The following is a 22,322-nucleotide window of genomic DNA, read 5'->3' on the forward strand; positions in this document are numbered from 1 at the left end:
CAACGAACGGATCTAAGGATTCCCATTGACCACTCCGAATCAGCCGAATGACGAGCGGCACCAGACGAACGGTGTGACCGAGCGGATCGCACCGTCCCCGATTCCGCCGCGGCCGATCCCCCGGCCGAACTCGTCGGCCGATAACGGCCAGCCGGGCGGCGGGCAGCCAGGTGGCGGCCAGCCGAACGGTGGTGGTGGGCAATCCGCCGCAGGCCAGCCGGGCGGGCAGCAGCACGGTAATCAACCGGGTGGCGGCCCGTCCGGGCAGCAAGGCGGACAGCAGCGCGAAATGCAGGACCAGCAAGGCGATTTCGCGGGCAAGCCGAAGGGGCCGGAGCAGGCTCCCGGTCAAAGCGGTCAAGATCCGTTCGATCAGACTGTCCGCATGAACAACTCAGAGCCCGGCGCACCCGAGTCGGGGGATCAGTCCGGCGGCAACGGTGGTGGCCAATCGCCGTTCCAGGACGGCTGGGCACAACTGCCGCAGCGGGAACCCCAGTCCAACCTGTACCGGCCCGGCCAGGCGCCGGTCACCGGACGCCCGAGCGGCTCCGGTGGCCAGGGCGGCGGGCAGGGCGGTGGTGGCCTCGGTGGCGGCGTGACCAACGCACGCACCACCGCCGACCTCGCGGCCAAGGCGGCGCGCAAGGAAGCCGCCATGGTGAAGTCCGTCGGCATCGACGGACCGACCCGCAGCATCGCCCGGCCCGAACTGATCAAGGACATGCCGGACCTCTCCGAGATCCGGCACCCGCTGCCGCCCTCGGCCGAGCACACCGGCCCGCAGACACCCATCTCGCCCGCCGTACCGGTCGCGGTCGCCGCGGCCGTCGCCACCGGCGAGCCACTGCGGGCCACCGTGCAGATCCGCCGGATCGACCCCTGGTCGACCCTGAAGATCTCGCTGGTGATCAGCGTCGCCATGTTCTTCGTCTGGATGCTCGCCGTCGGCCTGCTCTACATCGTGCTCGAGGGCATGGGCGTGTGGGAACGGTTGAACAACACGTTCACCGACATGGTCTCGCAGGACAGCGGATCGGTCGGGCTCATCGACGCGGGCACGGTCTTCGGCTACGCGGGCGTCATCGGGCTGATCAACGTGGTGCTGTTCACCGCGCTCGGCACCGTCGGCACGTTCATCTACAACCAGTGCTGCGATCTGGTCGGCGGCATCCAGGTGACCCTGGCCGACCCCGACTAGACAACCCGAAAACCACCGGCCGGTGCCGTCCCCATCCAGGGGTCGACACCGGCCGTTTTCGATCGATCGCGCCCCCTCTACCAGCCGTTTTGGTCGTTCATGTGCAAGTCGGGTAATCTCTAGCCTCGGCTCAGGTGGAACAAACACAAGAGCCATACGGGCCTATAGCTCAGGCGGTTAGAGCGCTTCGCTGATAACGAAGAGGTCGGAGGTTCAAGTCCTCCTAGGCCCACTCCCGAACATCACAGTAGGGTGGGAACCATGAAGTTTCTCGTCACGGTCGGTGCCGTGGTAGCGGTTCTCATCGGCATCTCCAAGCTGCGCCAGCGCAATGACGCGGACATGTGGCACGAGGTCACCACCCGCTGACTCGGGGCCTTAGCTCAATTGGCAGAGCACTGCCTTTGCAAGGCAGGGGTTAGGGGTTCGATTCCCCTAGGCTCCACTCGTAGGTTGCTCATGCTCATGGAGAGCATGAGCATGGCTCGTTTCGCGTGTTTTGTGGGGGCGGAGCCCCCACACCCCGCCCCGGAGGGGCTTCGCCCCCCGGACCCCCCTTTCCGGTGAGGTGTCCGACGTTGGGTGCTGGCTAGGTGACTGCCGGGTGGCTTCGTTTCGCGGCCACTTCCGGTCCTGTTGGCTCGCAACGTGCCCCAGGTCTGTTGTGGGTATGTCTATCTCGTGTTGTGGGGCTTTTGCCGGACATAGCCAGTGTGTTTGTGGGCTCGTGGCTGTTGAGCGGGCGTTTGGAAACTGGCGTGGCTCAAGGTGTTCCACGTGGAACGGGGTGGGGGATGTGGAAGTTTTTGCACCCCAGCACTTCTCGGCTACGAGGGGGCTGGGGTGCTTCTTTGTTTCAGCGGGGGATTGCGGCTGCTTCCAGGCGGGTGAGGGTTTCGGGGGTGGGCCAGTGGCGGATTTCGTAGCGGCGGGGGGACATGTTGGGGATGGGGGACAGGGCGGCTATTTCGGCTGCGGCGGGGAAGGGGACTTCGAAGAGGGTGTGCATTTCACCGTTTTCTTCGGTGCAGAAGATGATTCGGTCGGCTTCGGGGAGTAGGTATTCGACGCCTTTGCCCCAGATGGTGGCGGTGTAGGGGCCGGTGTCGTCGGCTACGTACATGACCGAGCCGGCGAAGGCGGGGGCCAGGTCTTCGTGGTCGGGGTAGGCGAGGTGGTCTTCGACGGCTTGCTCCAGGGCGGCGGCCTGGGCGCCGTATTCGGTTACGGCCAAACCGCATCGGGCGCGCAGGGCCAGGGCGCGGTGGCGGTGATCGGGGGATTGGTCGAGGGGGATGACGGTGCCGGTGTCGTCGACCGTGTAGGCCTGGGGGGAGATGGGACGGACGGCTTCGCGGTAGCGCTGTTCTACGTGTTCGAAGAGGGGAGCCAGATCGTCGGCGTCGGGGGTGATGATGAGGGTGTCCACGTCGGGGAGGAAGGCGATCGGGCGGTGGGTACCGTCGCCGGAGCCGGCCAGCCAGCCTGGGACCAGCGGCCAGGAGGTGCAGTAGCCGTCGCCGTTGTCGGCGAAGTGCAGCAGGCCGTCACCCCGGAAGCCGCCGGAACCGACCAGGGCGGTGAGGTTTTCGCGGGCGGCGGCAAAGACTTCGTCGGCGCCGACGTTCAAGTCGCGCAGGGTCGCCGGGGAAACGATGGAGCGGGAGTGGGGGCGATCGATCGCGACCAACTCGTCGACGAAGGGGAAGGCGGGGCGGGAGATGGGTCGCATGCCGTCGGCAGGCGAGCTGATCCCGAACGTGCTGGGGCGCAGGATCGGTCGCAGCAGCGGGCGGACCTCGGGCCAGGTGTCCGGTGTGTCGTCGTCGGTCAGGCCGGCGACGAAATTCGCGATTCTGCGGTCCCGGTCTTCCTCGGTGAGACCGGCGGTCTCGCGATGAATATTGCCGAGATACAGCCGGAGACTGCCGACGGCGATGGTGAAATCGCCGGGGTCGTACTCCGCGTCGTGCTGGCCTGCGGCGGTCAGTTGGTGCAGGACGAGCGCCGCGAACTGGTCGGCGTCGGTCCCGATGTTCTCCTCCACGCGGCCACCGTAACCGGCAGGACCGACGAGTGCACAGGGGTCACTCCTCGGAGAGCGGTCCGTGCCGATCCAGGTGCAGGTAGGTGTAGCCGGTGACGATGAGGCAGACGACGGTGGCGGTGATGAGCATGGCCCAGCCGGCGACGAGCAGGCTCAGCAGACCACCGAGCAGGGCGCCGAGCGCGAAGCTCAGGTAGAGCAGGAAGTAGCCGAGCCAGTCGGCGTAATCGCCGCCGCTCATGTGGCGTTCGATGCCCTGGGCCAGCTTGACCAGGGTGCCGGTGACGTAGCTCAGGGGCACGGACACCTCGCCGTCTTTGACGAACGAGGTGTTCAGCGCGCCGACGCCGAAGGCGACGAACAGGATCGGCACGAAGTCGATGGAGGCGGTGTCCGGGTCCTGGAAACGCACGATGTCGATGATCGAGGCGGTGGCGAGGCTGAAGGTGGTCAGCAGCGTGGGCCCGTGCGGATGCCCGGACCAGTAGCGCCTGCGGCACCAGGAGGCGACCACGACACCGGCGACGAACGAGCCGAGCAAGCCCGCTGCCGCCGCCGCGGTGTCGTTCTGCTGATGGAAGTGGCCGAGGATGGCGCGCTCGGTGTTGCCGGTCATGAAGGTGACGAAGTAGCCGGCGGTGTGCATGAAGGCCGCGGCACCGATCAGTCCGGCCAATGCGGCGAGTACCCAGGACAACCTGGCCTCGTTGTCGAAAAGTGCCCGTTTGCGTGCTTCGTCCGGTTTCGGCACAGGTCAGGCTCCTTTCGAAGGCGAATGTGACTCTTCAGTGTTACCGCTCGCCGGCGGAACGCGCATGCGCAGCGCCGTGGTTTGCCGGACGGTCACCAATGCGACATCGACCGACCGTTCGGCGGGCGGCGCGATCCGTCCGTCGGTATCCCGGCGGTAACCGAGTGACGCCGAAGTGCCGTCTTCCGTGGTCAGCATCGGTGACGCATGATGCTGTCGGTAACCATTAGTAACCGACCGAAGCGGTGGCCGACCGGCGCTCGGGATCGTGTGCGCGCCGACCGGCACGCTGTCCGTTGTGACCGGTCGCACGGAAGGAGCAGGACATGACGAGCAAGGTCGCGTCGTTCGCGGACCTCGCGCCGGAGTTCGACCGATACGTCGGGCAGATCGGCTACGCCACCATGGTGACCGTGGATCGGCAGCACCGGCCGCGAACCCGGGTGCTGATCCCCGTCTGGGAGAACGTCGACGGCAGCCCGCTCGGCTGGCTGGCCACCTACCGGACGCCGGTCAAGGCGGCGCACATCGCCGCCAATCCCGCGGTGAACTTCTCCTACTGGGCGCCGGGCAACAATTCGGTGGCGGTGGACGCGACCGCGGAATGGGTCGACTCGCCCGAGGTCCGACAGCGGGTGTGGCGGCTCTACGGGCAGACCAGCCCGCCCGGTGCGGGCTATGACCTCGGCCGATTCTGGCGCTCGCCGCAGGACCCGAAACTGCAGATCCTGCGGCTGGAGCCGTGGCGGATCCAGGTGATTCGCGGGCTGGATCTGCGCAGCCGGATCTGGCGGGCGCCGGTGGACGCCGGACGCGTCGCGGTCTGACGGTGGGCCGGGGCGGGTCGCCGCCGGTTACCGTGCACGAGTGGACTCCGTGCTCGATTTCCTGCTGACCGAACCGCTCGCCGCGGCGCCTCTCGATGATGTCGCCGCGGCCTGGACCCGACATCGGGTGGCCGCGAACCGATTCGGCAAACCGGTCGATGTCGCCCTGGCCGGCGGCTTCGGCGCGGACCGGCTCGGTTACGCGTTCCTGTCCGGATATCAGGAGGCGTTGCGCACGCTGATTCCGGATCTGCCCGCGGCGGAACTGGTCGCGTTGTGCGCGACCGAGGCGGGCGGCGGGCATCCGTCGGCGATCCGTACGACATTGACCGAAGAGCACGGCGCCGTCCGGCTCAATGGGACGAAAACCTTTGCCACGCTTGGCCTGATGGCGCATCGGCTGGTGGTGATCGCGAGTGTCGGCGCGGCCGAGTCGGGCCGGAATCGGTTGCGCGCCACCATGGTCGACGCGCGGGCAGCCGGGGTGCAGGTGACGAATCTGCCCGCGACCGCGTTCGCGCCGGAGATCTCGCATGCGATGGTCACGCTGACTGATGTTGCGGCAGTGGTGTTGCCGGGCGACGGCTACCTGGATTACCTCAAGCCGTTCCGCACGATCGAGGACGTGCACGTGCTCGCGGCGGCGCTGGGCTGGCTGGTCCGGGTGGCGCGGGCGGCGGACTGGCCGCGCTCCGTGCTGCAACGACTGCTCACCGCGGTGTCGGCGGTGCGCGGGCTGGACATCGATGCGCCGAGTTCGCCGGGCGTGCACGTCGCGCTCGGTGGCGCGTTCGAGTACGTCGGCGCGGTGCTGGCGGAGCTGGATTCCCTGTGGCCGTCGGTGGATTCGGCGACGCGGCAACGGTGGGAACGGGATCGTCCGCTGCTCACGATCGCCGGGCGGGTGCGCGATCAGCGGCTGGCAACGGCCTGGCGATCAGTGCGACCCGACTCGGATCAGGTCGTCTGACCTGGTCCGGAAATGGGGAGCGGGCCTCGGCGAAGGGGGGGAGTTAGCCGAGGCCCGCGTAAGGTCGGCCCGGGGGGGAGGGGCCGACCTGAATGATCCTACGCGATGATCCGCGATTGTGTGCGCGTGGGGAGGGCCACTTTTCCAAGATTTTTTGGGTGGGCTTACTTTCTGCTTGTTCGTGCCAGATTCGGGTACTCCGGGCACCCCGCCGGCACACGGTTCGGGGGTGGCCTGGTGTTTGCCAAAACCACTGCTGCGCAGGTCGATACCTAGTTTGTGCCGGATCGGAGCCCGAGCGATGACGGCGACGAAAAACATGCCGACCGGTCGCTGTGTGGTGCGAATCGCTGTCGGATATGGGTGTTTCGCGTTCGCTGCCGCGTGTCCTTTCCTGGCCGGGGATTCACGGCGCCGAATCTGTCGTACCCCGGTGCGAACATGTGTTCGTGTTCACCGGGGTCGTGATCGGATGCCTCGGCCGAGCGGCCAAGGCGCTCGGCCGCTTTCGCGTCGGCCGGACCCGGCATGAGTATCGCGCTGCGGCGAATCGAGTAGTCGGCTACCCGCGACCGGATCCGCCGCGGCGCGGGAGTATCGAACCGGTCGCACTTCGATCCGGCACCCCCGAGCACCGCCTGGATCGAGGTGCGACCTTTGCCTGTCCGCGCGGAGGTCTCGCGGCGGATTTTGGGGGTGGGCAGCGACTCGCTAACTCTGTACATTGTAGAGAGATCACCTCGCCGCAGGCCGGGCGGCTCGGTGCGGGGTGGTTTCTTTTTCATGATCGAAAACCGAACAAATCGGATGAAATTGTCGGTGGGTGGCGCAATACTGTCTCGAGTATCGGAAATCGGTCCCGATCCAGCGAATTCGGCGGGCGTCAGAGTGCTGGCGTCGAGCAAATACATCCTACGAAACTCACGAACTCAGGAGAATCATGCCCGACGCAATAGTCGCCGAGGGTCTGGTCAAACGATACGGCGATCTGGTCGCCCTCGACGGCCTCGACCTCACGGTCCCGGAGGGGACCGTCACCGCGCTGCTCGGACCCAACGGCGCAGGTAAGACCACGACGGTCCGGGTGCTCAGCACGCTGCTGGTGCCGGACGAAGGCCGGGCGACGGTCGCGGGCATCGACGTGCTGCGTGACCCGCGGACGCTGCGCTCGCGTATCGGCGCGTCCGGCCAGTACGCCGCGGTGGACGAATATCTGACCGGTTTCGAGAATTTGGAAATGGTCGGGCGGCTCTATCACATGGGTGTGCAGCGCAGTAAAGCGCGCGCCCGCGAACTACTCGATCGGTTCCGGCTCAGCGACGCCGCCGACCGTCCGGTGAAAACGTATTCCGGCGGTATGCGCAGACGACTCGACCTGGCCGGCGCGCTGGTGGCCAACCCGCCGGTGCTGTTCCTGGACGAGCCGACCACCGGCCTGGACCCCCGGGCCAGGCTCGACCTGTGGGACGTCATCGAGGAGCTGGTCGCGGGCGGCACCACCCTGTTGCTCACCACGCAGTACATGGACGAGGCCGACCGGCTGGCCGACGCGATCGCGGTGATCGACCACGGCAAGGTCATCGCGCGCGGCACCGCCGACGAGCTCAAGACCCTGGTCGGCGGCGATCGGATCGAGCTGACCGTGGACCACGCCGACAACCTCGGCACGGCGATGCAGGCGCTGAAAGGCCTGGCGGACGGCGAGATTCACGTCGAGCCGGGGCTGCGCCGCATCACCGTCCCGGTTTCCGACGGGTCGCAGGCGCTGGTCGCGGCGATCGGCAAGCTGGCCGAGCACGACGTCAAGATCCACGACGTCGGCCTGCGCAGGCCCTCGCTCGACGATGTCTTCCTCACCCTCACCGGGCACGAGGCGGAGGAACTGGTCAACGACAACGGCCGCGGTGCGGCCGGAAAGCTCGAAGCACTGGAAGGAAAGACCCGATGACCACCGTGGCTTCGATGCATGACCGGCCCGCACTCGTCGACCGGCTCTCGATGGTGGTCAGCGACAGCCTGACCATCGCGAAGCGGGGCGTGATCAAGATCCGGCGGGTGCCGGACGTACTGATCTTCTCGACGCTCTCGCCGATCATGTTCGTGCTGCTGTTCGCCTACATCTTCGGCGCGGCGATCGACGTGCCCGGCGTCTCCGGCGGGTACCGCGAGTTCCTGATCGCCGGCATCTTCGCCCAGACCGTGGTGTTCGGCGCCTCGTTCACCGGTGCGGCGCTGGCCGAGGACATGCAGAAGGGCATCATCGACCGGTTCCGTTCGCTGCCGATGGCCCCGTCGGCCGTGCTGATCGGCCGCACGCTCAGCGACGTGGTGATCAACGTGGTCAGCCTGACCGTGATGTCGCTGACCGGCCTGGTGGTGGGCTGGCGGATCCGCGGCTCGTTCCTGGACGCGGTGCTGGCCTACGTGCTCCTGTTGCTGTTCGCCTACGCGGTGTCCTGGGTGATGGCCTATGTCGGCCTGCTGGTCCGCGCGCCGGAGGTATTCAACAACGCCAGCTTCATCGTGGTCTTCCCGCTGACGTTCATCGGCAACACCTTCGTGCCGAGCGAGAAGCTGCCGACCGCGCTGCGGGTGATCGCCGAATGGAACCCGGTCTCCGCGCTCACCCAGGCGACCCGCGACCTGTTCGGCAACACCAGTCCGTTGTCCCCCGAACCCACGGCGTGGTCATTGCGCCATCCCGAAGTGACCACGCTGATCTGGGTCGCGGTGATCATGGTGGTGTTCGTGCCGCTGGCCGTGCGTCAGTACAAGAACACCGTCAGTCGCTGAGGCTCAGCGCCCGTTCTCCAGGCCGGCCCCGGCGACCGGGGCCGGTGCGGAGCCGTTGCGCGAGTAGCCGATCCGCGGCGGCGCCGGGGCGGGCGCGGGCGGCTGCGGGCGCTTACTCCGGATCAGCAGGGCCACGGCACCCGCGAGCGCGACGACGGTCGCGACGATGAGCCGGTTACGAGTACGTGCGGATACGTGTAGGGGCCCCAAGGTCATTGGCCCATGCTGGCACAACCGGGCCGTTCATGCAGTAGCGCCAGCTCAGCGGCGCGGAATCGGTTGCCGAACCCGAGCCGACACGGGCGGCACCGGCCGGTGCCGCCGGGGTTCCCGGGCGGCGGGACCGTAGCATTGCGGCGTGACCTCACCGAATCAGACCGCTGTGGCGACGCTGCACACGAATCGCGGCGACATCAAGATCTCGCTCTTCGGTAACCACGCGCCCAAGACGGTCCGCAACTTCATCGGCCTGGCCGACGGTTCCGCGCCGTACACCACCGAGAATGCGAGCGGCGGCAGCACCGGCCCGTTCTACGACGGCGCGGTGTTCCACCGGGTGATGGCCGGGTTCATGATTCAGGGCGGGGATCCCACCGGCACCGGGCGCGGCGGGCCGGGCTACGAGTTCGGCGACGAATTCCACCCGGAACTGCGCTTCGACCGCGGCTACCTGCTGGCCATGGCCAACGCGGGACCCGCGACCAACGGGTCGCAGTTCTTCATCACCGTCGGCCCCCAGCCGCATCTCAACCGCAAGCACAGCATCTTCGGCGAGGTCGTCGATCCCGAGTCGCGCAAGGTGGTTGACGCGATCGCCACCACGGCCACCGACCGCAACGACCGTCCCCTGGAACCCGTCGAAATCACCAAGATCACGATCGAATGAGCTTATGACCGCCCAGCCGCCTGCGCCGACGTGCGTTCGCCATCCCCAACGTCCGACCGGCCTGGCGTGCACGCGCTGTGGACGGCCCGCCTGCCCCGAATGCCTGCGTCCCGCGGCGGTCGGCCAGCACTGCGTCGATTGCCTGCGACAGGAGCAGCGTGACGTGCCGCCGGTCCGCACCGTCGCCGGTGCGCCGGTGGCCAGGGCGTCGCTGCCCTACGTGACCTACGCGCTGATCGCGATCAACGTCGCGGTGTTCGCCATCACCGCCGCTCAGGCGAAGAGCCTGGTGAACAACCGGGCCTCGGCGCTGTTCGCGGACTGGGTGCTGTTCCCGCCGTGGGTCGCCGACGGCCAATGGTTCCGCGTGATCGGTTCCGGCTTCCTGCACTACGGTCCGATCCACCTGCTGCTCAACATGTTCGCGCTGTATGTGATCGGCCGCGACGGGGAGCTGGTGCTCGGCCGGCTGCGCTATCTGGCGGTCTACCTGGTGTCGTTGCTCGGCGGCTCGGCCGCGGTCATGGCGTTTTCCCAGGACAGCGCGACCGCGGGCGCCTCGGGCGCGGTGTACGGCCTGTTCGGTGCGATCACCGTCATCCTGATCCGCCTGCGACAGAACCCGAATCAGATGCTGATCCTGATCGGCATCAATGTGTTCATCAGTTTCTCGCTGCCCGGCATCTCGCTGTGGGGCCACCTCGGTGGTCTGGCCGCGGGCACGCTCGCGACGCTGGGCATCCTGTTCCTGCCCACCTGGCTGCGCGCGAAATCGCAGGATACGGCTCGGCTGATCGGCTGGGTCGCGGTCGCGGCCGTCGCACTGGTGGCGGTCGGCGTGATCGGCGCGACCGCGATGTCGCTGACCTGATTCGTGCCGAAGTTGTCACCAGCCCTGTGGATAACTTCGGCCGAAGTGGCTCAGCGCGGGCCCTCACCGGACAGTCGGAGGGTGTGGACCAGGGTGTCGTAGACGTCGTCGGGCCGGGTGCCGAGGTCCCAGCGGCCGAAGATCAGCAGCCGTTCGGTGCCGTCGTGGTCGACGTCGATCTCCAGCATCGGCATCTTGCGGCCGAGGCGGCGATAGTCCACCACCCGCGCCCGGATGATCTGGTCGCGGGCGTATTCGTCGGTGCCGAACGCCTTGCGCACAACCATGCGCGGGTCGGCCCCGGGAATCACGGAAAGCCGAGGTCGCTGCCGGAAACCCAGGCCGGCCAGCACCAGCAGTCCGGCCGCGGCCAACCCGACGAGCAGCCGGCTGGCGGCCTCGTCGGCCAGGATCGCGGCGACCGCCAGGACGACACCGCCACCGGTCACCGCGACGAGTGCGGGGGTCGGCGTGGTCCAGGCGAGTCGCGGCGTGGCGTCGCGCGGCGCGGAATCTGCCGACTGGGGATCAGGAGAATCCGGTGTCACGCGTCACTTTCCCCAATCGGTCCTCGAGTTGTCCACAGGTTCATCCACAGGTGTGTATGAATGACACGTCTGTAACCCAGATGTGGTGTCCGGTTCACCGGAAACAACCCAGATGTGGTGTCAGCGCCACCGCATCGTCATGATCAGGCCGACCACCATGAGGCCGAATCCGATCAGGAAGTTCCACGCGTTCAGATCGTTCATCCAGCCGATGTGGTCGGCGGCGAGGTAGTACACGAGCAGCCAGGCGAGGCCGGCGAGCATGAACCCGAGCATGATGGTGACGTACCAGACCGGCGACGGCCCTGCCTTCACCTTCACCGGGGTCCGGCTGGCGGGGTTGATCGTGTAGTCGGTCTTCTTCCGGACCTTCGACTTGGGCATGACGTCCTCGTATTTCGGCGTGCAGGTCGGTACCGGCGGGGCAGGCGCGGGTGGATCGTGCGGAGCTCGCTCGCCGCAGTGGACGAGGCTCCGGCACCCTCCGGTGTGTGTCTAGGCTATCCCAACTGGTAATGGATGCGACGCGGCGGCGTGCGGGGACGTAATCTCGGACCATGCGTGTTCTGGTCGTCGACAATTACGACAGCTTCGTGTTCAACCTGGTCCAGTACCTCGGGCAGTTGGGTGTCGAGGCCGTGGTCTGGCGCAACGACGACCCGAATCTGGCCGACGTGGACTCCGTCGTCACCGAATTCGACGGCATCCTGATCAGCCCAGGACCCGGCACCCCCGATCGTGCGGGCGCCAGCATCGACCTGGTCCGCGCCTGCGCCGCGCGCACCGTCCCGCTGCTCGGCGTATGCCTGGGCCATCAGGCGATCGGCGAGGCGTTCGGCGCCACGGTGACCCGCGCGCCCGAGCTGCTGCACGGGAAGACCAGCTCGGTGTTCCACCTCGGCGCGGGCGTGCTGGCCGGCCTGCCCGACCCGTTCACCGCGACCCGCTACCACTCGCTCACCGTGCTCGAGGACACCCTCCCCGCGGAGATCGAGGTGCTCGGCCGCACCGAGTCCGGCATCGTGATGGCCATGCGGCACCGCACCCTGCCGATCCACGGCGTGCAGTTCCATCCCGAATCGGTGCTGACCCAGGGCGGGCACCGGATGCTGGCCAACTGGCTCGGCGTCTGCGGCGAGCGCCCGGCGGAGAGCCTGGTGGAGATGCTGGAGGCGGAGGTCGCCGCGCTGGTGCTGCAATGAGTGCCGGTGCCGAGGCCGGGCCGGTGGGCGGTGAGAAACCGCGGCCGTGCCTGCGGGCGCAGTCGCCGGATTCGCGCGGCGTGGCCCGATGGTGACTCGTCCGCATGTGCTGCTGTCGGTCGCGATGAGTGTCGATGGGTACATCGATGACGCGAGCGCCGAGCGGCTGCGGTTGTCGAGCGCGGTCGATTTCGATCGGGTCGATCAGGTGCGGGCGGACTCCGACGCGATCCTGATCGGCGCGGAGACCTTGCGGCGTGACAATCCCCGGTTGCTGGTGAACAGCGCCGATCGGCGGGCGACGCGGATCGCCGCGGGCAAGCCGGAGTTCCCGCTGAAGATCACCGTCACGGCGAGTGGGGACCTGGATCGGGAGCTCGAGTTCTGGCAGCACGGCGGCGACAAGCTCGTGTACACCACCGACGCGGGTGCGGCGCGGCTCACCGACCGATTGTCCGGGCTCGCCGAGATCGTTTCCCTCGGCGCTGAACTCGATTTCGGCGCCCTGCTGGACGACCTCGGCCGCCGCGGCATCGCCCGGCTCATGGTCGAGGGCGGTACCCGCATCCACACCACTTTTCTTGCCGCCGACCTCGCCGACGAGCTGCACCTGGCCGTCGCGCCGCTGCTGGTCGGAGACCCAGAGGCGCCCCGATTCCTCGACGCCGCACGCTATCCCGGCGCCCCGCACCGCCGCATGCGGCTGGCCGGCGTCACCCAGGTCGGTGACGTCGCAGTCCTGAGCTACCTGCCTAAGCCGGAAACCCAGGCAGACCACGACATTCGCTATATGCGACGGGCGATCGAACTCGCGCGCCAGTGCCCGCCGAGCGACACGGCGTTCTCCGTCGGCGCGGTGATCGTGGCCGACGGCGTCGAGATCGCCACCGGCTATTCACGCGAGACCGACGCGAAAGTGCACGCCGAGGAGTCCGCGCTGGACAAGCTCGGCGCGGACGATCCCCGGCTGGCCCGCGCGACGATCTACACCACCCTGGAGCCGTGTTCGCAGCGCAGCACCGCGACCCGGCTGCCGTGCACCGACCGGATCCTGCGCGCTGGGATCCCCAGGGTGGTCCTGGCCTGGCGCGAACCCGCGACCTTCGTGGCCGACTGCGTCGGGGTGGAGAAGCTGGGTCAGCACGGCGTCGAGGTGGTCGAACTCCCGGAACTGGCCGATGCGGCGATGTCGATGAACCGCCACCTCGACCTGTCCTAAGGCCTGCCGTAGATCGCCGTCACGAACTCGCCGAGCTGATTGTCGTCCAGGTGCCTGGCCAGGTCGGCCTCGCTGATCATGCCGACGAGCCGCTTGTGGTCGATCACCGGCATGCGCTTGACCCGGTGACTCTCCATCTCGTCCAGCACGGCCTCGACGTCGGCATCGGCGTCCACCCAGCGCGGCGTCGACGCGCAGAGGTCCGCGGCGCGCGTGGTGGCCGGGGACCGGCCCTGCGCAATGCATTTCACCACGATGTCGCGATCGGTGATGATCCCGCACATCCGGTCGTTGTCGTCGGCGATGACGAGCGATCCCACGCCGAGCTCGGCCATCACCCTGGCGGCCTTCCCGACGGTCTCGTCCTTCGAGATCCACTGGGCACCGGGTTTCATGATGTCCCTGGCCGTGGTCATAGGGCGTCCTCCTCGTTGGTCAGCGCTGCTGATTCGGATGGAGCACGACCGATTCTGCCGCTTATCACACCGACCGGTCGGTGCTTTGCCCTAACTGATCCGCTGAAACGCCAAGTGCCACGACATTCACTGTCGTGGCACCGAGGGCTGGACGCGGCGGGGAGCTGTCAGGGCGGTCCCAGAACACCCACGCCGACGACCACGGTCCCGTTCTTCGGGATCGACCCGCTCGCGGACGGCTGCTGACTGAGGATCCGGCCGACGCTGCTCGTGTCGAAGGTCCCCTGCGGCGACTGGCTGATCTGGCTCTGCGTGCCGGTCCACCCTTCGGCCCGCAGCTTGTCCACCGCCTGCGCGACGGTCAGCCCCACCAGCGACGGCATCTTGATCTGATCGCTGGACACCTGCACGGTGACCGTCGATCCCTTCTCCGCGCTCGCGCCGCCCGCGGGGCTGGTCGAGAGGACCTCGCCCTTGGGCCGGGAGGACGGCACCTCCTGGATGGTGATCTTGAATCCGGCGCTGTCCACCAGGTTCGGCTTGGCGACGTCGATGTCCTGGCCGACCACGTTCGGCACCCGGACCGACTCCGGGCCGCTGCCGATGGTGATGACGATGGCCTTGTCCACGTCGACCCGCGAGCCCGCGGACGGATCCTGTCCGATGACCTTGTCCACGTCCTGCGCGCTGGACGGCTTCTTCTGCACCTGCGGGTCCATCTTCAGGTTGCCGTTGCGCAGCGCCACCTCGGCCTCGGCCTGGCTCATCCCGTCGAGCTTGGGCACCTGAACCTGGGCCGGGCCGGTGGAGACCTGCACGGTGACGGTGCTGCCCTTGTCCTGTCTGGACCCGCCGAGCGGCGCGGTGGCGATGACATTGCCGGTCGCGACCTTGCTGTCCGGCTTCTGCTGGATGGCCACCTTGAAGCCCGCCTGCTGCAGCACATCGGTCGCCTGCTGCGAGGTCTTGCCCGAAAGATCCGGCACCGCAACCTGATCCGGCTTGCTCCCGGGGCCGATCAGCACCCAGAACAGCGCGAGCAGCACCGCGACACCGGCGGCCGCGGCGATCCCGATGTAAAGCGTGCGGCGCGGGCCACCCTGCTCCGGCGGTCCCTGCTCGGAGGTGTCGTCGTTGCGGTCGACCGTGCGGTAGCTGCGCGGCGCCGGCTCGTCCGAGCCGAAGACGGTGGTGCGGTCCTCGTCGGTCATCACCATCGGGGCGATCGGCTTCTGCCCGCCGAGCACCCGGATCAGGTCGGCGCGCATCTCGGCCGCGCTCTGATAGCGGTTGGCCGGGTTCTTACTCATCGCCTTGAGGATCACCGAGTCGAGCTCGCGCGGCACGCCGGGATGCACGTGCGACGGCAGCCGCGGGTCCTCCCGGACGTGCTGGTAGGCCACCGCGACCGGCGAGTCACCGGTGAACGGCGGCTCCCCGGTGAGGATTTCGAACAGCACACAGCCGACGGAGTACACGTCGGAGCGGGCGTCGACGGTCTCGCCGCGCGCCTGTTCGGGCGAAAGGTATTGCGCGGTACCGATCACCGCGGCGGTCTGGGTCATCGGGTTGGCGCTGTCGGCGATCGCGCGCGCGATGCCGAAGTCCATCACCTTCACCGCGCCGGCCCGGTTGATCATGATGTTGGCCGGCTTCATGTCGCGGTGCACGATCCCGGCCTTGTGGCTGAAATCCAGTGCGGCACAGACGTCCGCGACAACCTCCATGGCCCGGCGCGGCGGCAGCGGACCCTGGCCGCGCACGATATCGCGCAGCGTGTCGCCCTCGACGTACTCCATCACGATGTAGGGCAGCGGGCCGTCGTCGACCTTGGCCTCGCCGGTGTCGTACACCGCGACGATGGCCGGGTGATTCAGCGCGGCGGCGTTCTGCGCCTCGCGCTTGAACCGCAGGTAGAAGGTGGGGTCGCGGGCTAGATCGGCCCGCAGCACCTTGATCGCCACGTCCCGGCTGAGCCGCAGGTCGCGGGCCTTGTGCACCTCGGACATGCCGCCGAACCCGATGATCTCGCCCAGCTCATAGCGGGAGGAGAGATTCTTCGGGGTCGTCATTGTTGTCCTTGCGAAGAGTTATTGGGCGCGCTCGGTGTGGCCGCAGGGCTGCGGCCGTTGTTGTTCCCCGGAAATGGTATGTCGATGGTGGGAATCCGGGGCAGAGTCGTGGCCGGAGTCGTCGTCGACGGCTTCGTGGTCTTCGGCGGCGTGGTCGTGCTCGGCGGCGGGGTGGTCGTCGTCGGCTCGGGCGTCGTCGTGGTCGGCTCGGGCGTGGTGGTCGGCGGTTCCGTGGTCGTGACCACCGGCGGCGGAACGGGTTTCGGCGTCGTCGTGCTGGTCACCGGCGGCGGAGGCGGTTTGGGCGCCGTGGTCGAGGTGGTGACCGGCGGCACCTTCGAATCGGGGTTCGTGTCGCCGCCGAACATCAGGTACAGCACGACCGCGAGCAACAGCACCGCGCCGCCGCCGAGCGCGGCCATCCACTTCTGCGTGGGGGTGAATCGCTTGCCGTCACCCTGCGCGACCTGGTTGCCGCCGGTGCCCGGGTTGAGCATCGTCGCGGGCGCCCCGGCGCCGTTGGCGTAGCCCGCGTTGCTGAGGGCCGCACCGGCCGGCGTGGAGTAGTGCACCGTCGCGCCGTCGAAATCGGTTGGCGTGGACGGTATCGCGACGGTCGGTCCGGGCGGGAGCACCCGGGTGGCGCCGGTCATCGACATCGACGGGCTGGCCCCGGCCGGGGTCGGCGGCCTGCGGCCCGCGCGGACCGCGGCCACCGCGTCGGCGAATTCGCCGCCGCGCGAGTAGCGGCTCTTCGGGTCCTTGCTCATGGTGATCTCGATCAGCTCGCGCACGTTGGCGGGCAGATCGCCCGGCATCGGCGGCGGCGTCTCGCGCACATGCTTCATCGCGACGGTGATCGCCCCGTCGCCGCTGAACGGACGGGTGCCGGCCAGCGCCTCGTAGCCGACCACGCCGAGCGAGTACACGTCGCTGGCCGCGGTGGCGTCCTCACCGACCGCCTGCTCCGGCGCGATGTACTGCGCGGTGCCCATCACCATGCCGGTCTTGGTCACCGGCGAGGCGTCGACGGCCTTGGCGATGCCGAAGTCGGTGATCTTCACCTGACCGGTCGGCGTCACCAGGATGTTGCCCGGCTTCACGTCGCGGTGCACCACGCCCGCGCGGTGCGCCACGTCGAGCGCCCGGCCGGTCTGCTCCAGCATGTCCAGGCCCTGGCCGACGGAGAGCCGGCCGAGCCGGTTCAGCACCGTATTCAGCGGCTCGCCCTGCACCAGTTCCATGACCAGGTAGGCGGTTTCGCTGCCCTGCGGGTCGGTGGTCTCGCCGTAGTCGTAGATCCCGGCGATCCCAGGGTGGTTCAGCTGGGCGGTGGTCCTGGCCTCGGTGCGGAACCGGTGCCGGAACGTCGGGTCCGCGGAGAACTCGGATTTGAGCACCTTGACGGCCACCCGGCGGTCCAGCCGGGTGTCCAGCGCCTCCCAGACCTGGCCCATGCCGCCGGTCGCGATCAGGCGTTGCAGGCGATAGCGGTCGGCGATCATCGCACCGTTGTTCAGCATCCCCGTACCTTCACTCGCACATCCATATCGTTCAGCTCCCCCGCAGACCGGCGTCCAAGACCGCACGCGCGATCGGCGCGGCCACCTTGCCGCCGGTCGCGCCGAGCGCCCGGTCCCCGCCGTTCTCCACGATGACCGCGATGGCGATCTTCGGGTTCTGCGCGGGTGCGAAGGCGATGTACCAGGCGTGCGGTGGGGTGTTGCGGGGATCGCTGCCATGTTCGGCGGTGCCGGTCTTGGACGCGATCTGATAGCGGGCGGAGGACTGGCCACCGGTGGTGTTGGTCTCCGACGCGATCATCAGATTCGTCAGCTGTGACGCTACCTGGGCGTTGAACGCTTGGCCGAGTGAGACCGGCTTGGTCTTGGATAATTCACTGAGGTCGGGCCCCTGCAGCTGGTCGACCAGGTGCGGCTCCATCCGGACGCCGCCGTTGGCCACGGTCGCCGCGATCATCGCGTTGTCCAGCGGGGTCAGCGCCACGTCGCGCTGTCCGATGCTGCTCTGGGCCAGCGCGGCGTTGTCGGCGATGGTGCCGACCGTGCTCTCCGCCACCGGGATCGGGATGCCCCGGTTCTCGCCGATGCCGAAGGCCGCGGCCTGGTCCTTGAGCTTGGCCGCACCGACCTTCACCCCGAGTTCGGCGAACGCGGTGTTGCAGGAGAGCCGGAACGCGTCGTACAGCGAGGCGCTCTGGCCCGAGCCACAGTTGGAGCCGCCGTAGTTCTCCAGCGTGGTGCTGGTGCCCGGCAGGGTGATATTCGGCGCGGCGGTGAATTGATCCTCCGGGGTGGCGATGTTGTTGGCCAGCGCGGCCGCGGTGGTCACCACCTTGAACGTGGAACCGGGCGGATAGGTCTGCGAGACAGCCCGATTCAGCATCGGCTGCCGCTCGTCCGCGCTGAGCTGCTCCCAGGCCTGGGTGCCGCGCGCGCCGTCGTGACTGGACAGCAGGTTCGGGTCGTAGCTCGGCGTGGACACCATGGTCAGGATCCGGCCGGTGCTCGGCTCGATCGCCACCACCGATCCGGTGAAGCCCTTGCTGGTCAGCTGGTCGTAGGCGACCTGCTGCATGGCCGGGTCGAGGGTGGTGATCACGTTGCCGCCGCGCGGATCCCGGCCGGAGACCATGTCGACCAGCCGCTGCCCGAACAGGTGGCTGTCGGAGCCGTTGAGCACCGAATCCTCGGCCCGCTCCAGCCCGGTGGTGCGGTACTGCATCGAGTAGAAGCCGGTGACCGGCGCGTACGCCTCGGGGGAACTCGGGTAGGTGCGCAGGTACTTGTAGCGGTCCTCGGTGGCGACCGAGTTGGCCAGCACGGTGCCGCCCGCGGAGATCTGTCCGCGCTGGCGCGAGTACTCGTCGAGCAGCACCCGGGAGTTGCGCGGATCGGCGCGATAGTCGTCGGCCTTGATCACTTGCACGTAGGTGGCGTTGAGCAGCAGGGCGACGATCATCAGCATCACCGCGATGGCGACCCGGCGCAGGGGAGTGTTCATGTGGCCGGCCCCGCTTCCGGTCGGCCCGCGTCGGGCTTGCGCAGCAGTTCGGTGGTCATCTCCGCGATCGGGGCCGCGGGCACGGCCTTGCGCGCGGGCGCGGGCGCGCGGGCCGCGTCCGAGACCTTGATGAGCAACGCCAGCAGGGCGTAGTTGGCCAGCAGCGACGAGCCGCCGTAGGACATGAACGGTGTGGTCAGACCAGTCAGCGGAATCAATTTGGTGACACCGCCGACCACGACGAACAGCTGGATCGCGACGGTGAACGCCAGGCCCGCCGCGAGCAGCTTGCCGAAACTGTCCCGCACCGCGAGCGCGGTGCGCAGGCCGCGCACGATGAGCACCAGGAACAGCACCAGCACCGCGGTGAGCCCGATCAGGCCGAGCTCCTCACCGATGGTGGTGATGATGAAGTCGGTCTTGGCGAAGGGCACCTGATTGGGGCGTCCGCTGCCCAGGCCGGTGCCGGCCAGGCCGCCGGTGGCCAGCCCGAACAGCGACTGGGAGATCTGGTAGCCGGTGTTGTTGTAGTCGTCGAACGGGTGCAGCCAGGTCTGCGTGCGCACCTTGACGTGGCTGAACGTCTGGTAGGCGAAGAAGAAGCCGAGGGTGAGCAGCGCGCCGCCGATGATCAGCCAGCCGACCCGCTCGGTGGCGATGTAGAGCATCACCAGCACCGTGCTGAAGATCAACAGCGAAGTGCCAAGGTCCTTTTCGAAGACGAGCACGCCGACGCAGACGATCCAGACCACCACGATCGGGCCGAGGTCGCGTCCGCGCGGGAACTCCATACCGAGCAGGTGCCGCCCGGCCGCGGTGAACAGATCGCGCTTGGCCACCAGCACCGAGGCGAAGAAGATGATCAGCAGGATCTTCGCGAACTCGGCGGGCTGGATGCTGAATCCGGTGATCTTGATCCAGTTCTTCGAGCCGTTGATCTCGGAGAACCGCGCGGGCAGCACCGCGGGCAGGGCCAGCGCGATCAGGCCGACCAGGCCGAGGGTATAGCCGTAGCGGGCCAGCGTGCGGTAGTCGCGCAACACGATCAGCAGCACGACGAACACCACCATGCCGAGCGCGGTCCAGAGGATCTGCTGATTGGCGTCGGGGGAGGGCATCGACCACGAGTTGTAGGCGGCTTCCTGCTGGTCGGCCAGGTCGAGCCGGTGGATCAGCACCAGTCCGAGTCCGTTGAGCAGCGCGACGATCGGCAGCAGCAGCGGGTCGGCGAACGGCGCGAACCGGCGCACCGCGAGATGGGCGACGCCGAACAGGCCGAGATAGGCCAGGCCGTACTTGGCGATGTCCCAGGTGACCGATTGCTCCTGACTGGCCTCGACCAGGAACAGCGAGACCGTCGTGATCACCGTCGCACCCGCGAGCAGCAACAGTTCGATATTGCGTCTCGTGCTCGGCGGCGGCGCGGGAGCGAAGCCGCCGGGAGGACTGGGAAAAGCCCCAGCGGACGGCGGTGCCGGCGCGGACATCAGTCCGTCACCCGGCAGTTCTCCCCCGCGATCTGGGGGTTCGGCGACGCGGACGCCGACGGAACCGGAGTCGGCGTCTTGATCTCGGGGCCCTTGGCCTCACCGTTGCCGGGCGGCGCTGGCTCGGTGGTGGGCGCGGCGGCGGTGCTCGGCGCACCGGGCGTCGGCGGCGGGGCGGGCGGCGGCGAGGATTCCGGCGTCGGCAGCACGCCGGGCTGGGGCACCGAGGTCTTCGCCGGGCAGGCAGGCAGCAGCTCGCCCTGCGAGATGGACCGCATCTGCTCCTTGGCCCGATCCAGCGAACCGGGCGGCAGGCCCTTGCCGACCTGTTCGCGACCGGTCTGCTTCAGGTCGGTGACCTTCAGCTGCTTGCACGAGGAGGGCAGGTCGGCGCCGGGATCGACCAGGGACAGCTCCCCGGTCTTGGTGACGCAGCCGACGAGATTCACGTCATGGATCGAATAGCCGAGCACCGAACCGGGTAGGCCGCGCAGGATCACCACCGAGCCGTTGTCGGCCCCGACGTAGTAGTTGCTGCGAATCATCTTGTAGCCGACCAGCAATCCGACACCGACCGCGACCACCAGGGCCAACGCCAGCACGATCCAGCGCAGCTTGCGCGCCTTGCCCTTCGGCTCCGGCTCGGGGGTCGCGGCGGCCCGGCGCGGCGCGGCCCGCGGCGGTCGCATGGCTGCCGCGCGTCCGGCCGCGGTGTTCGGCGGCGGCGTGTCCTCGTCCACCCCGGACGCGGCGCCGGCCACGATCGGATGGCTCTGGCCGTAATCGAGATCGATCACATCCGCGACCACGACCGTGACGTTGTCCGGTCCGCCGCTGCGCAGCGCGAGCTCGATCAGCCGGTCCGCGCATTCGTCGGTGCTGCCCTCGCGCATGGTGTTCGCGATGGTCTCATCGCTCACCACATCCGAGAGGCCGTCCGAGCACAGCAGATAGCGGTCCCCGGCGCGCGCCTCGCGCATGATCAGCGTCGGCTCGATCTCGTTGCCGGTGAGCGCGCGCATGATCAGCGAGCGCTGCGGGTGCGTGTGCGCCTGCTCCGGGGTGATCCGGCCCTCGTCCACCAGCGACTGGACGAACGTGTCGTCCCTGGTGATCTGGGCCAGCTCGCCGCCGCGCAGCATGTACGCGCGGGAATCGCCGATATGCACCAGGCCGAGCTTCTTGCCGGCGAACAGGATCGCGGTGAGCGTGGTGCCCATCCCGTCGAGTTCGGGCTCCTCCTCGACCTGATCGGCGATGGCGGCGTTGCCCTCCCTGGTCGCCGCGTCGAGCTTGCCGAGCAGATCGTCGCCCGGTTCGTCGTCGTCCAGATGGGCCAGGGCGGCGATCATCAACTGCGACGCCACCTCGCCAGCGGCATGGCCACCCATGCCGTCGGCGAGCGCGAGCAATCGCGCACCCGCGTACACGGAATCTTCGTTGTTGCCCCGGACAAGTCCGCGGTCGCTACGCGCTGCGTAGCGGAGAACGAGTGTCACGATCGCAGCTCGATCACTGTTTTGCCGACACGGACAGGAGTGCCGAGCGGAACCCGCACGGCAGTGGTGACTTTCGCGCGATCGAGGTAGGTGCCGTTCGTCGAGCCGAGGTCTTCGACGTACCAATCATCGCCACGCGGGGACAGTCGCGCATGTCTGGTCGAGGCGTAATCATCGGTGAGCACCAGCGTGGAGTCGTCCGCACGCCCGATCAGCACCGGTTGGGTGCCTAGCGAGATGCGGGTGCCGGCGAGTGAACCTTGAGTCACCACAAGAAATTTGGCGCCCTTCTGGCCCCGGCTGAAGGAGGGCAGCACCGCGGAACCGCGTGCGGCCCTGGGCTGAATCCGTATGCCGGATGCCGCGTAGATGTCGCTGCGCAAGGTGCGCAGCACCGCCCACACGAACAACCACAACAGCAGCAGGAACCCCGCGCGGGTCAGTTGCAGGATCAGTCCCTGCACGGCGTTCCACCTCCTGTTCGACCGTGTATGTCGGTGCCGTAGGTG

Annotated in this window: 22 protein-coding genes and 2 tRNA genes; 12 read left to right on the forward strand and 12 right to left on the reverse strand. The window is 68.2% G+C overall.

Features of this window, described 5'->3' with window-relative positions:
- The first annotated feature begins 25 nt into the window (after positions 1 to 25).
- The 4 genes from ACFQ9K_RS13595 to ACFQ9K_RS13610 all read left to right on the forward strand — a co-directional run bounded on the left by ACFQ9K_RS13595 (position 26) and on the right by ACFQ9K_RS13610 (position 1,646).
- Positions 26 to 1,201, forward strand: coding sequence for a DUF3566 domain-containing protein (locus ACFQ9K_RS13595; RefSeq protein ID WP_378716929.1), 1,176 nt, complete (start codon positions 26 to 28; stop codon positions 1,199 to 1,201).
- 158 nt (positions 1,202 to 1,359) lie between these two features.
- A tRNA-Ile gene (locus ACFQ9K_RS13600) sits at positions 1,360 to 1,433 on the forward strand.
- A gap of 29 nt (positions 1,434 to 1,462) precedes the next feature.
- Entirely contained in the window at positions 1,463 to 1,570 is a 108-nt protein-coding gene (locus ACFQ9K_RS13605; protein WP_223884814.1) for a DLW-39 family protein, read from the forward strand.
- A gap of 3 nt (positions 1,571 to 1,573) precedes the next feature.
- Positions 1,574 to 1,646 (forward strand) — tRNA-Ala (locus ACFQ9K_RS13610).
- A gap of 411 nt (positions 1,647 to 2,057) precedes the next feature.
- Here ACFQ9K_RS13610 and ACFQ9K_RS13615 read toward each other — a convergent pair.
- Both ACFQ9K_RS13615 and ACFQ9K_RS13620 read right to left on the reverse strand, forming a co-directional pair.
- Positions 2,058 to 3,248, reverse strand: coding sequence for a hypothetical protein (locus ACFQ9K_RS13615; protein ID WP_378716928.1), 1,191 nt, complete (start codon positions 3,246 to 3,248; stop codon positions 2,058 to 2,060).
- Positions 3,249 to 3,288: 40 nt separating this feature from the next.
- Positions 3,289 to 3,999 (reverse strand): YoaK family protein, encoded by a 711-nt coding sequence (locus tag ACFQ9K_RS13620; RefSeq protein ID WP_378716927.1) that lies wholly within the window; start codon positions 3,997 to 3,999, stop codon positions 3,289 to 3,291.
- Between the two features lie 326 nt (positions 4,000 to 4,325).
- Between ACFQ9K_RS13620 and ACFQ9K_RS13625 the strand changes: the two genes are divergently transcribed.
- From ACFQ9K_RS13625 to ACFQ9K_RS13640, 4 genes are all read left to right on the forward strand, one after another.
- Complete coding sequence (locus tag ACFQ9K_RS13625) at positions 4,326 to 4,826, forward strand: pyridoxamine 5'-phosphate oxidase family protein (protein ID WP_378716925.1); 501 nt, start codon at positions 4,326 to 4,328, stop codon at positions 4,824 to 4,826.
- Positions 4,827 to 4,866: 40 nt separating this feature from the next.
- Positions 4,867 to 5,796 carry an acyl-CoA dehydrogenase family protein gene (locus tag ACFQ9K_RS13630; protein WP_378716924.1) on the forward strand — a complete coding sequence of 310 codons (930 nt, stop codon included), beginning with the start codon at positions 4,867 to 4,869 and terminating at the stop codon, positions 5,794 to 5,796.
- Between the two features lie 940 nt (positions 5,797 to 6,736).
- Entirely contained in the window at positions 6,737 to 7,744 is a 1,008-nt protein-coding gene (locus tag ACFQ9K_RS13635) for an ATP-binding cassette domain-containing protein (protein WP_378716922.1), read from the forward strand.
- Positions 7,741 to 8,589 carry an ABC transporter permease gene (locus tag ACFQ9K_RS13640; RefSeq protein ID WP_378716921.1) on the forward strand — a complete coding sequence of 283 codons (849 nt, stop codon included), beginning with the start codon at positions 7,741 to 7,743 and terminating at the stop codon, positions 8,587 to 8,589. Before ACFQ9K_RS13635 ends, ACFQ9K_RS13640 begins: the two co-directional genes overlap by 4 nt.
- 3 nt (positions 8,590 to 8,592) lie before the next feature.
- Here the strand turns inward: ACFQ9K_RS13640 and ACFQ9K_RS13645 are convergent, their stop codons facing one another.
- Positions 8,593 to 8,805: a hypothetical protein gene (locus tag ACFQ9K_RS13645; protein WP_378716919.1), complete on the reverse strand. Its 213-nt coding sequence runs from the start codon at positions 8,803 to 8,805 to the stop codon at positions 8,593 to 8,595.
- A gap of 142 nt (positions 8,806 to 8,947) precedes the next feature.
- On the opposite strand from ACFQ9K_RS13645, the gene ACFQ9K_RS13650 reads away from it, so the two are divergent.
- Positions 8,948 to 9,475 carry a peptidylprolyl isomerase gene (locus ACFQ9K_RS13650; protein WP_378716918.1) on the forward strand — a complete coding sequence of 176 codons (528 nt, stop codon included), beginning with the start codon at positions 8,948 to 8,950 and terminating at the stop codon, positions 9,473 to 9,475.
- A gap of 4 nt (positions 9,476 to 9,479) precedes the next feature.
- The gene (locus ACFQ9K_RS13655; RefSeq protein WP_378716916.1) at positions 9,480 to 10,346 is read left to right on the forward strand and encodes a rhomboid family intramembrane serine protease; all 867 of its coding nucleotides are present in this window, start codon (positions 9,480 to 9,482) and stop codon (positions 10,344 to 10,346) included.
- A 50-nt stretch (positions 10,347 to 10,396) separates the two neighbouring features.
- Here the strand turns inward: ACFQ9K_RS13655 and ACFQ9K_RS13660 are convergent, their stop codons facing one another.
- The gene (locus ACFQ9K_RS13660) at positions 10,397 to 10,894 is read right to left on the reverse strand and encodes a PH domain-containing protein (RefSeq protein WP_378716915.1); all 498 of its coding nucleotides are present in this window, start codon (positions 10,892 to 10,894) and stop codon (positions 10,397 to 10,399) included.
- A 120-nt stretch (positions 10,895 to 11,014) separates the two neighbouring features.
- The gene (gene crgA / locus ACFQ9K_RS13665; protein WP_378716913.1) at positions 11,015 to 11,278 is read right to left on the reverse strand and encodes a cell division protein CrgA; all 264 of its coding nucleotides are present in this window, start codon (positions 11,276 to 11,278) and stop codon (positions 11,015 to 11,017) included.
- 173 nt (positions 11,279 to 11,451) lie between these two features.
- On the opposite strand from crgA, the gene ACFQ9K_RS13670 reads away from it, so the two are divergent.
- Positions 11,452 to 12,096 (forward strand): aminodeoxychorismate/anthranilate synthase component II, encoded by a 645-nt coding sequence (locus ACFQ9K_RS13670; protein WP_378716911.1) that lies wholly within the window; start codon positions 11,452 to 11,454, stop codon positions 12,094 to 12,096.
- An 88-nt stretch (positions 12,097 to 12,184) separates the two neighbouring features.
- Positions 12,185 to 13,315: a dihydrofolate reductase family protein gene (locus ACFQ9K_RS13675; protein WP_378716909.1), complete on the forward strand. Its 1,131-nt coding sequence runs from the start codon at positions 12,185 to 12,187 to the stop codon at positions 13,313 to 13,315.
- Here the strand turns inward: ACFQ9K_RS13675 and ACFQ9K_RS13680 are convergent.
- The 7 genes from ACFQ9K_RS13680 to ACFQ9K_RS13710 form a co-directional block, all read right to left on the reverse strand.
- The gene (locus ACFQ9K_RS13680) at positions 13,312 to 13,731 is read right to left on the reverse strand and encodes a CBS domain-containing protein (protein WP_378716908.1); all 420 of its coding nucleotides are present in this window, start codon (positions 13,729 to 13,731) and stop codon (positions 13,312 to 13,314) included. The two genes, ACFQ9K_RS13675 and ACFQ9K_RS13680, sit on opposite strands and share 4 nt — an antisense overlap.
- 167 nt (positions 13,732 to 13,898) lie before the next feature.
- Positions 13,899 to 15,803, reverse strand: a complete 1,905-nt coding sequence (gene pknB, locus ACFQ9K_RS13685) for a Stk1 family PASTA domain-containing Ser/Thr kinase (protein ID WP_378716906.1) — start codon at positions 15,801 to 15,803, stop codon at positions 13,899 to 13,901.
- Entirely contained in the window at positions 15,800 to 17,326 is a 1,527-nt protein-coding gene (locus ACFQ9K_RS13690; RefSeq protein ID WP_378716905.1) for a serine/threonine-protein kinase, read from the reverse strand. The genes pknB and ACFQ9K_RS13690 overlap by 4 nt, the downstream gene beginning before the upstream one ends.
- Before the next feature lie 31 nt (positions 17,327 to 17,357).
- A complete protein-coding gene (locus ACFQ9K_RS13695) occupies positions 17,358 to 18,827 on the reverse strand; it encodes a peptidoglycan D,D-transpeptidase FtsI family protein (RefSeq protein ID WP_378716904.1) in 1,470 nt (489 codons plus the stop codon).
- Entirely contained in the window at positions 18,824 to 20,314 is a 1,491-nt protein-coding gene (locus ACFQ9K_RS13700; RefSeq protein ID WP_378716903.1) for an FtsW/RodA/SpoVE family cell cycle protein, read from the reverse strand. Before ACFQ9K_RS13700 ends, ACFQ9K_RS13695 begins: the two co-directional genes overlap by 4 nt.
- Positions 20,314 to 21,813 (reverse strand): PP2C family protein-serine/threonine phosphatase, encoded by a 1,500-nt coding sequence (locus ACFQ9K_RS13705; protein WP_378983169.1) that lies wholly within the window; start codon positions 21,811 to 21,813, stop codon positions 20,314 to 20,316. The genes ACFQ9K_RS13700 and ACFQ9K_RS13705 overlap by 1 nt, the downstream gene beginning before the upstream one ends.
- Positions 21,810 to 22,277, reverse strand: coding sequence for an FHA domain-containing protein (locus ACFQ9K_RS13710; protein WP_014980860.1), 468 nt, complete (start codon positions 22,275 to 22,277; stop codon positions 21,810 to 21,812). Before ACFQ9K_RS13710 ends, ACFQ9K_RS13705 begins: the two co-directional genes overlap by 4 nt.
- Between the last annotated feature and the right edge of the window lie 45 nt (positions 22,278 to 22,322).

Source organism: Nocardia sp. NPDC056564 (assembly GCF_042793755.1).
In the GTDB taxonomy this organism is placed as follows: Bacteria; Actinomycetota; Actinomycetes; order Mycobacteriales; family Mycobacteriaceae; genus Nocardia.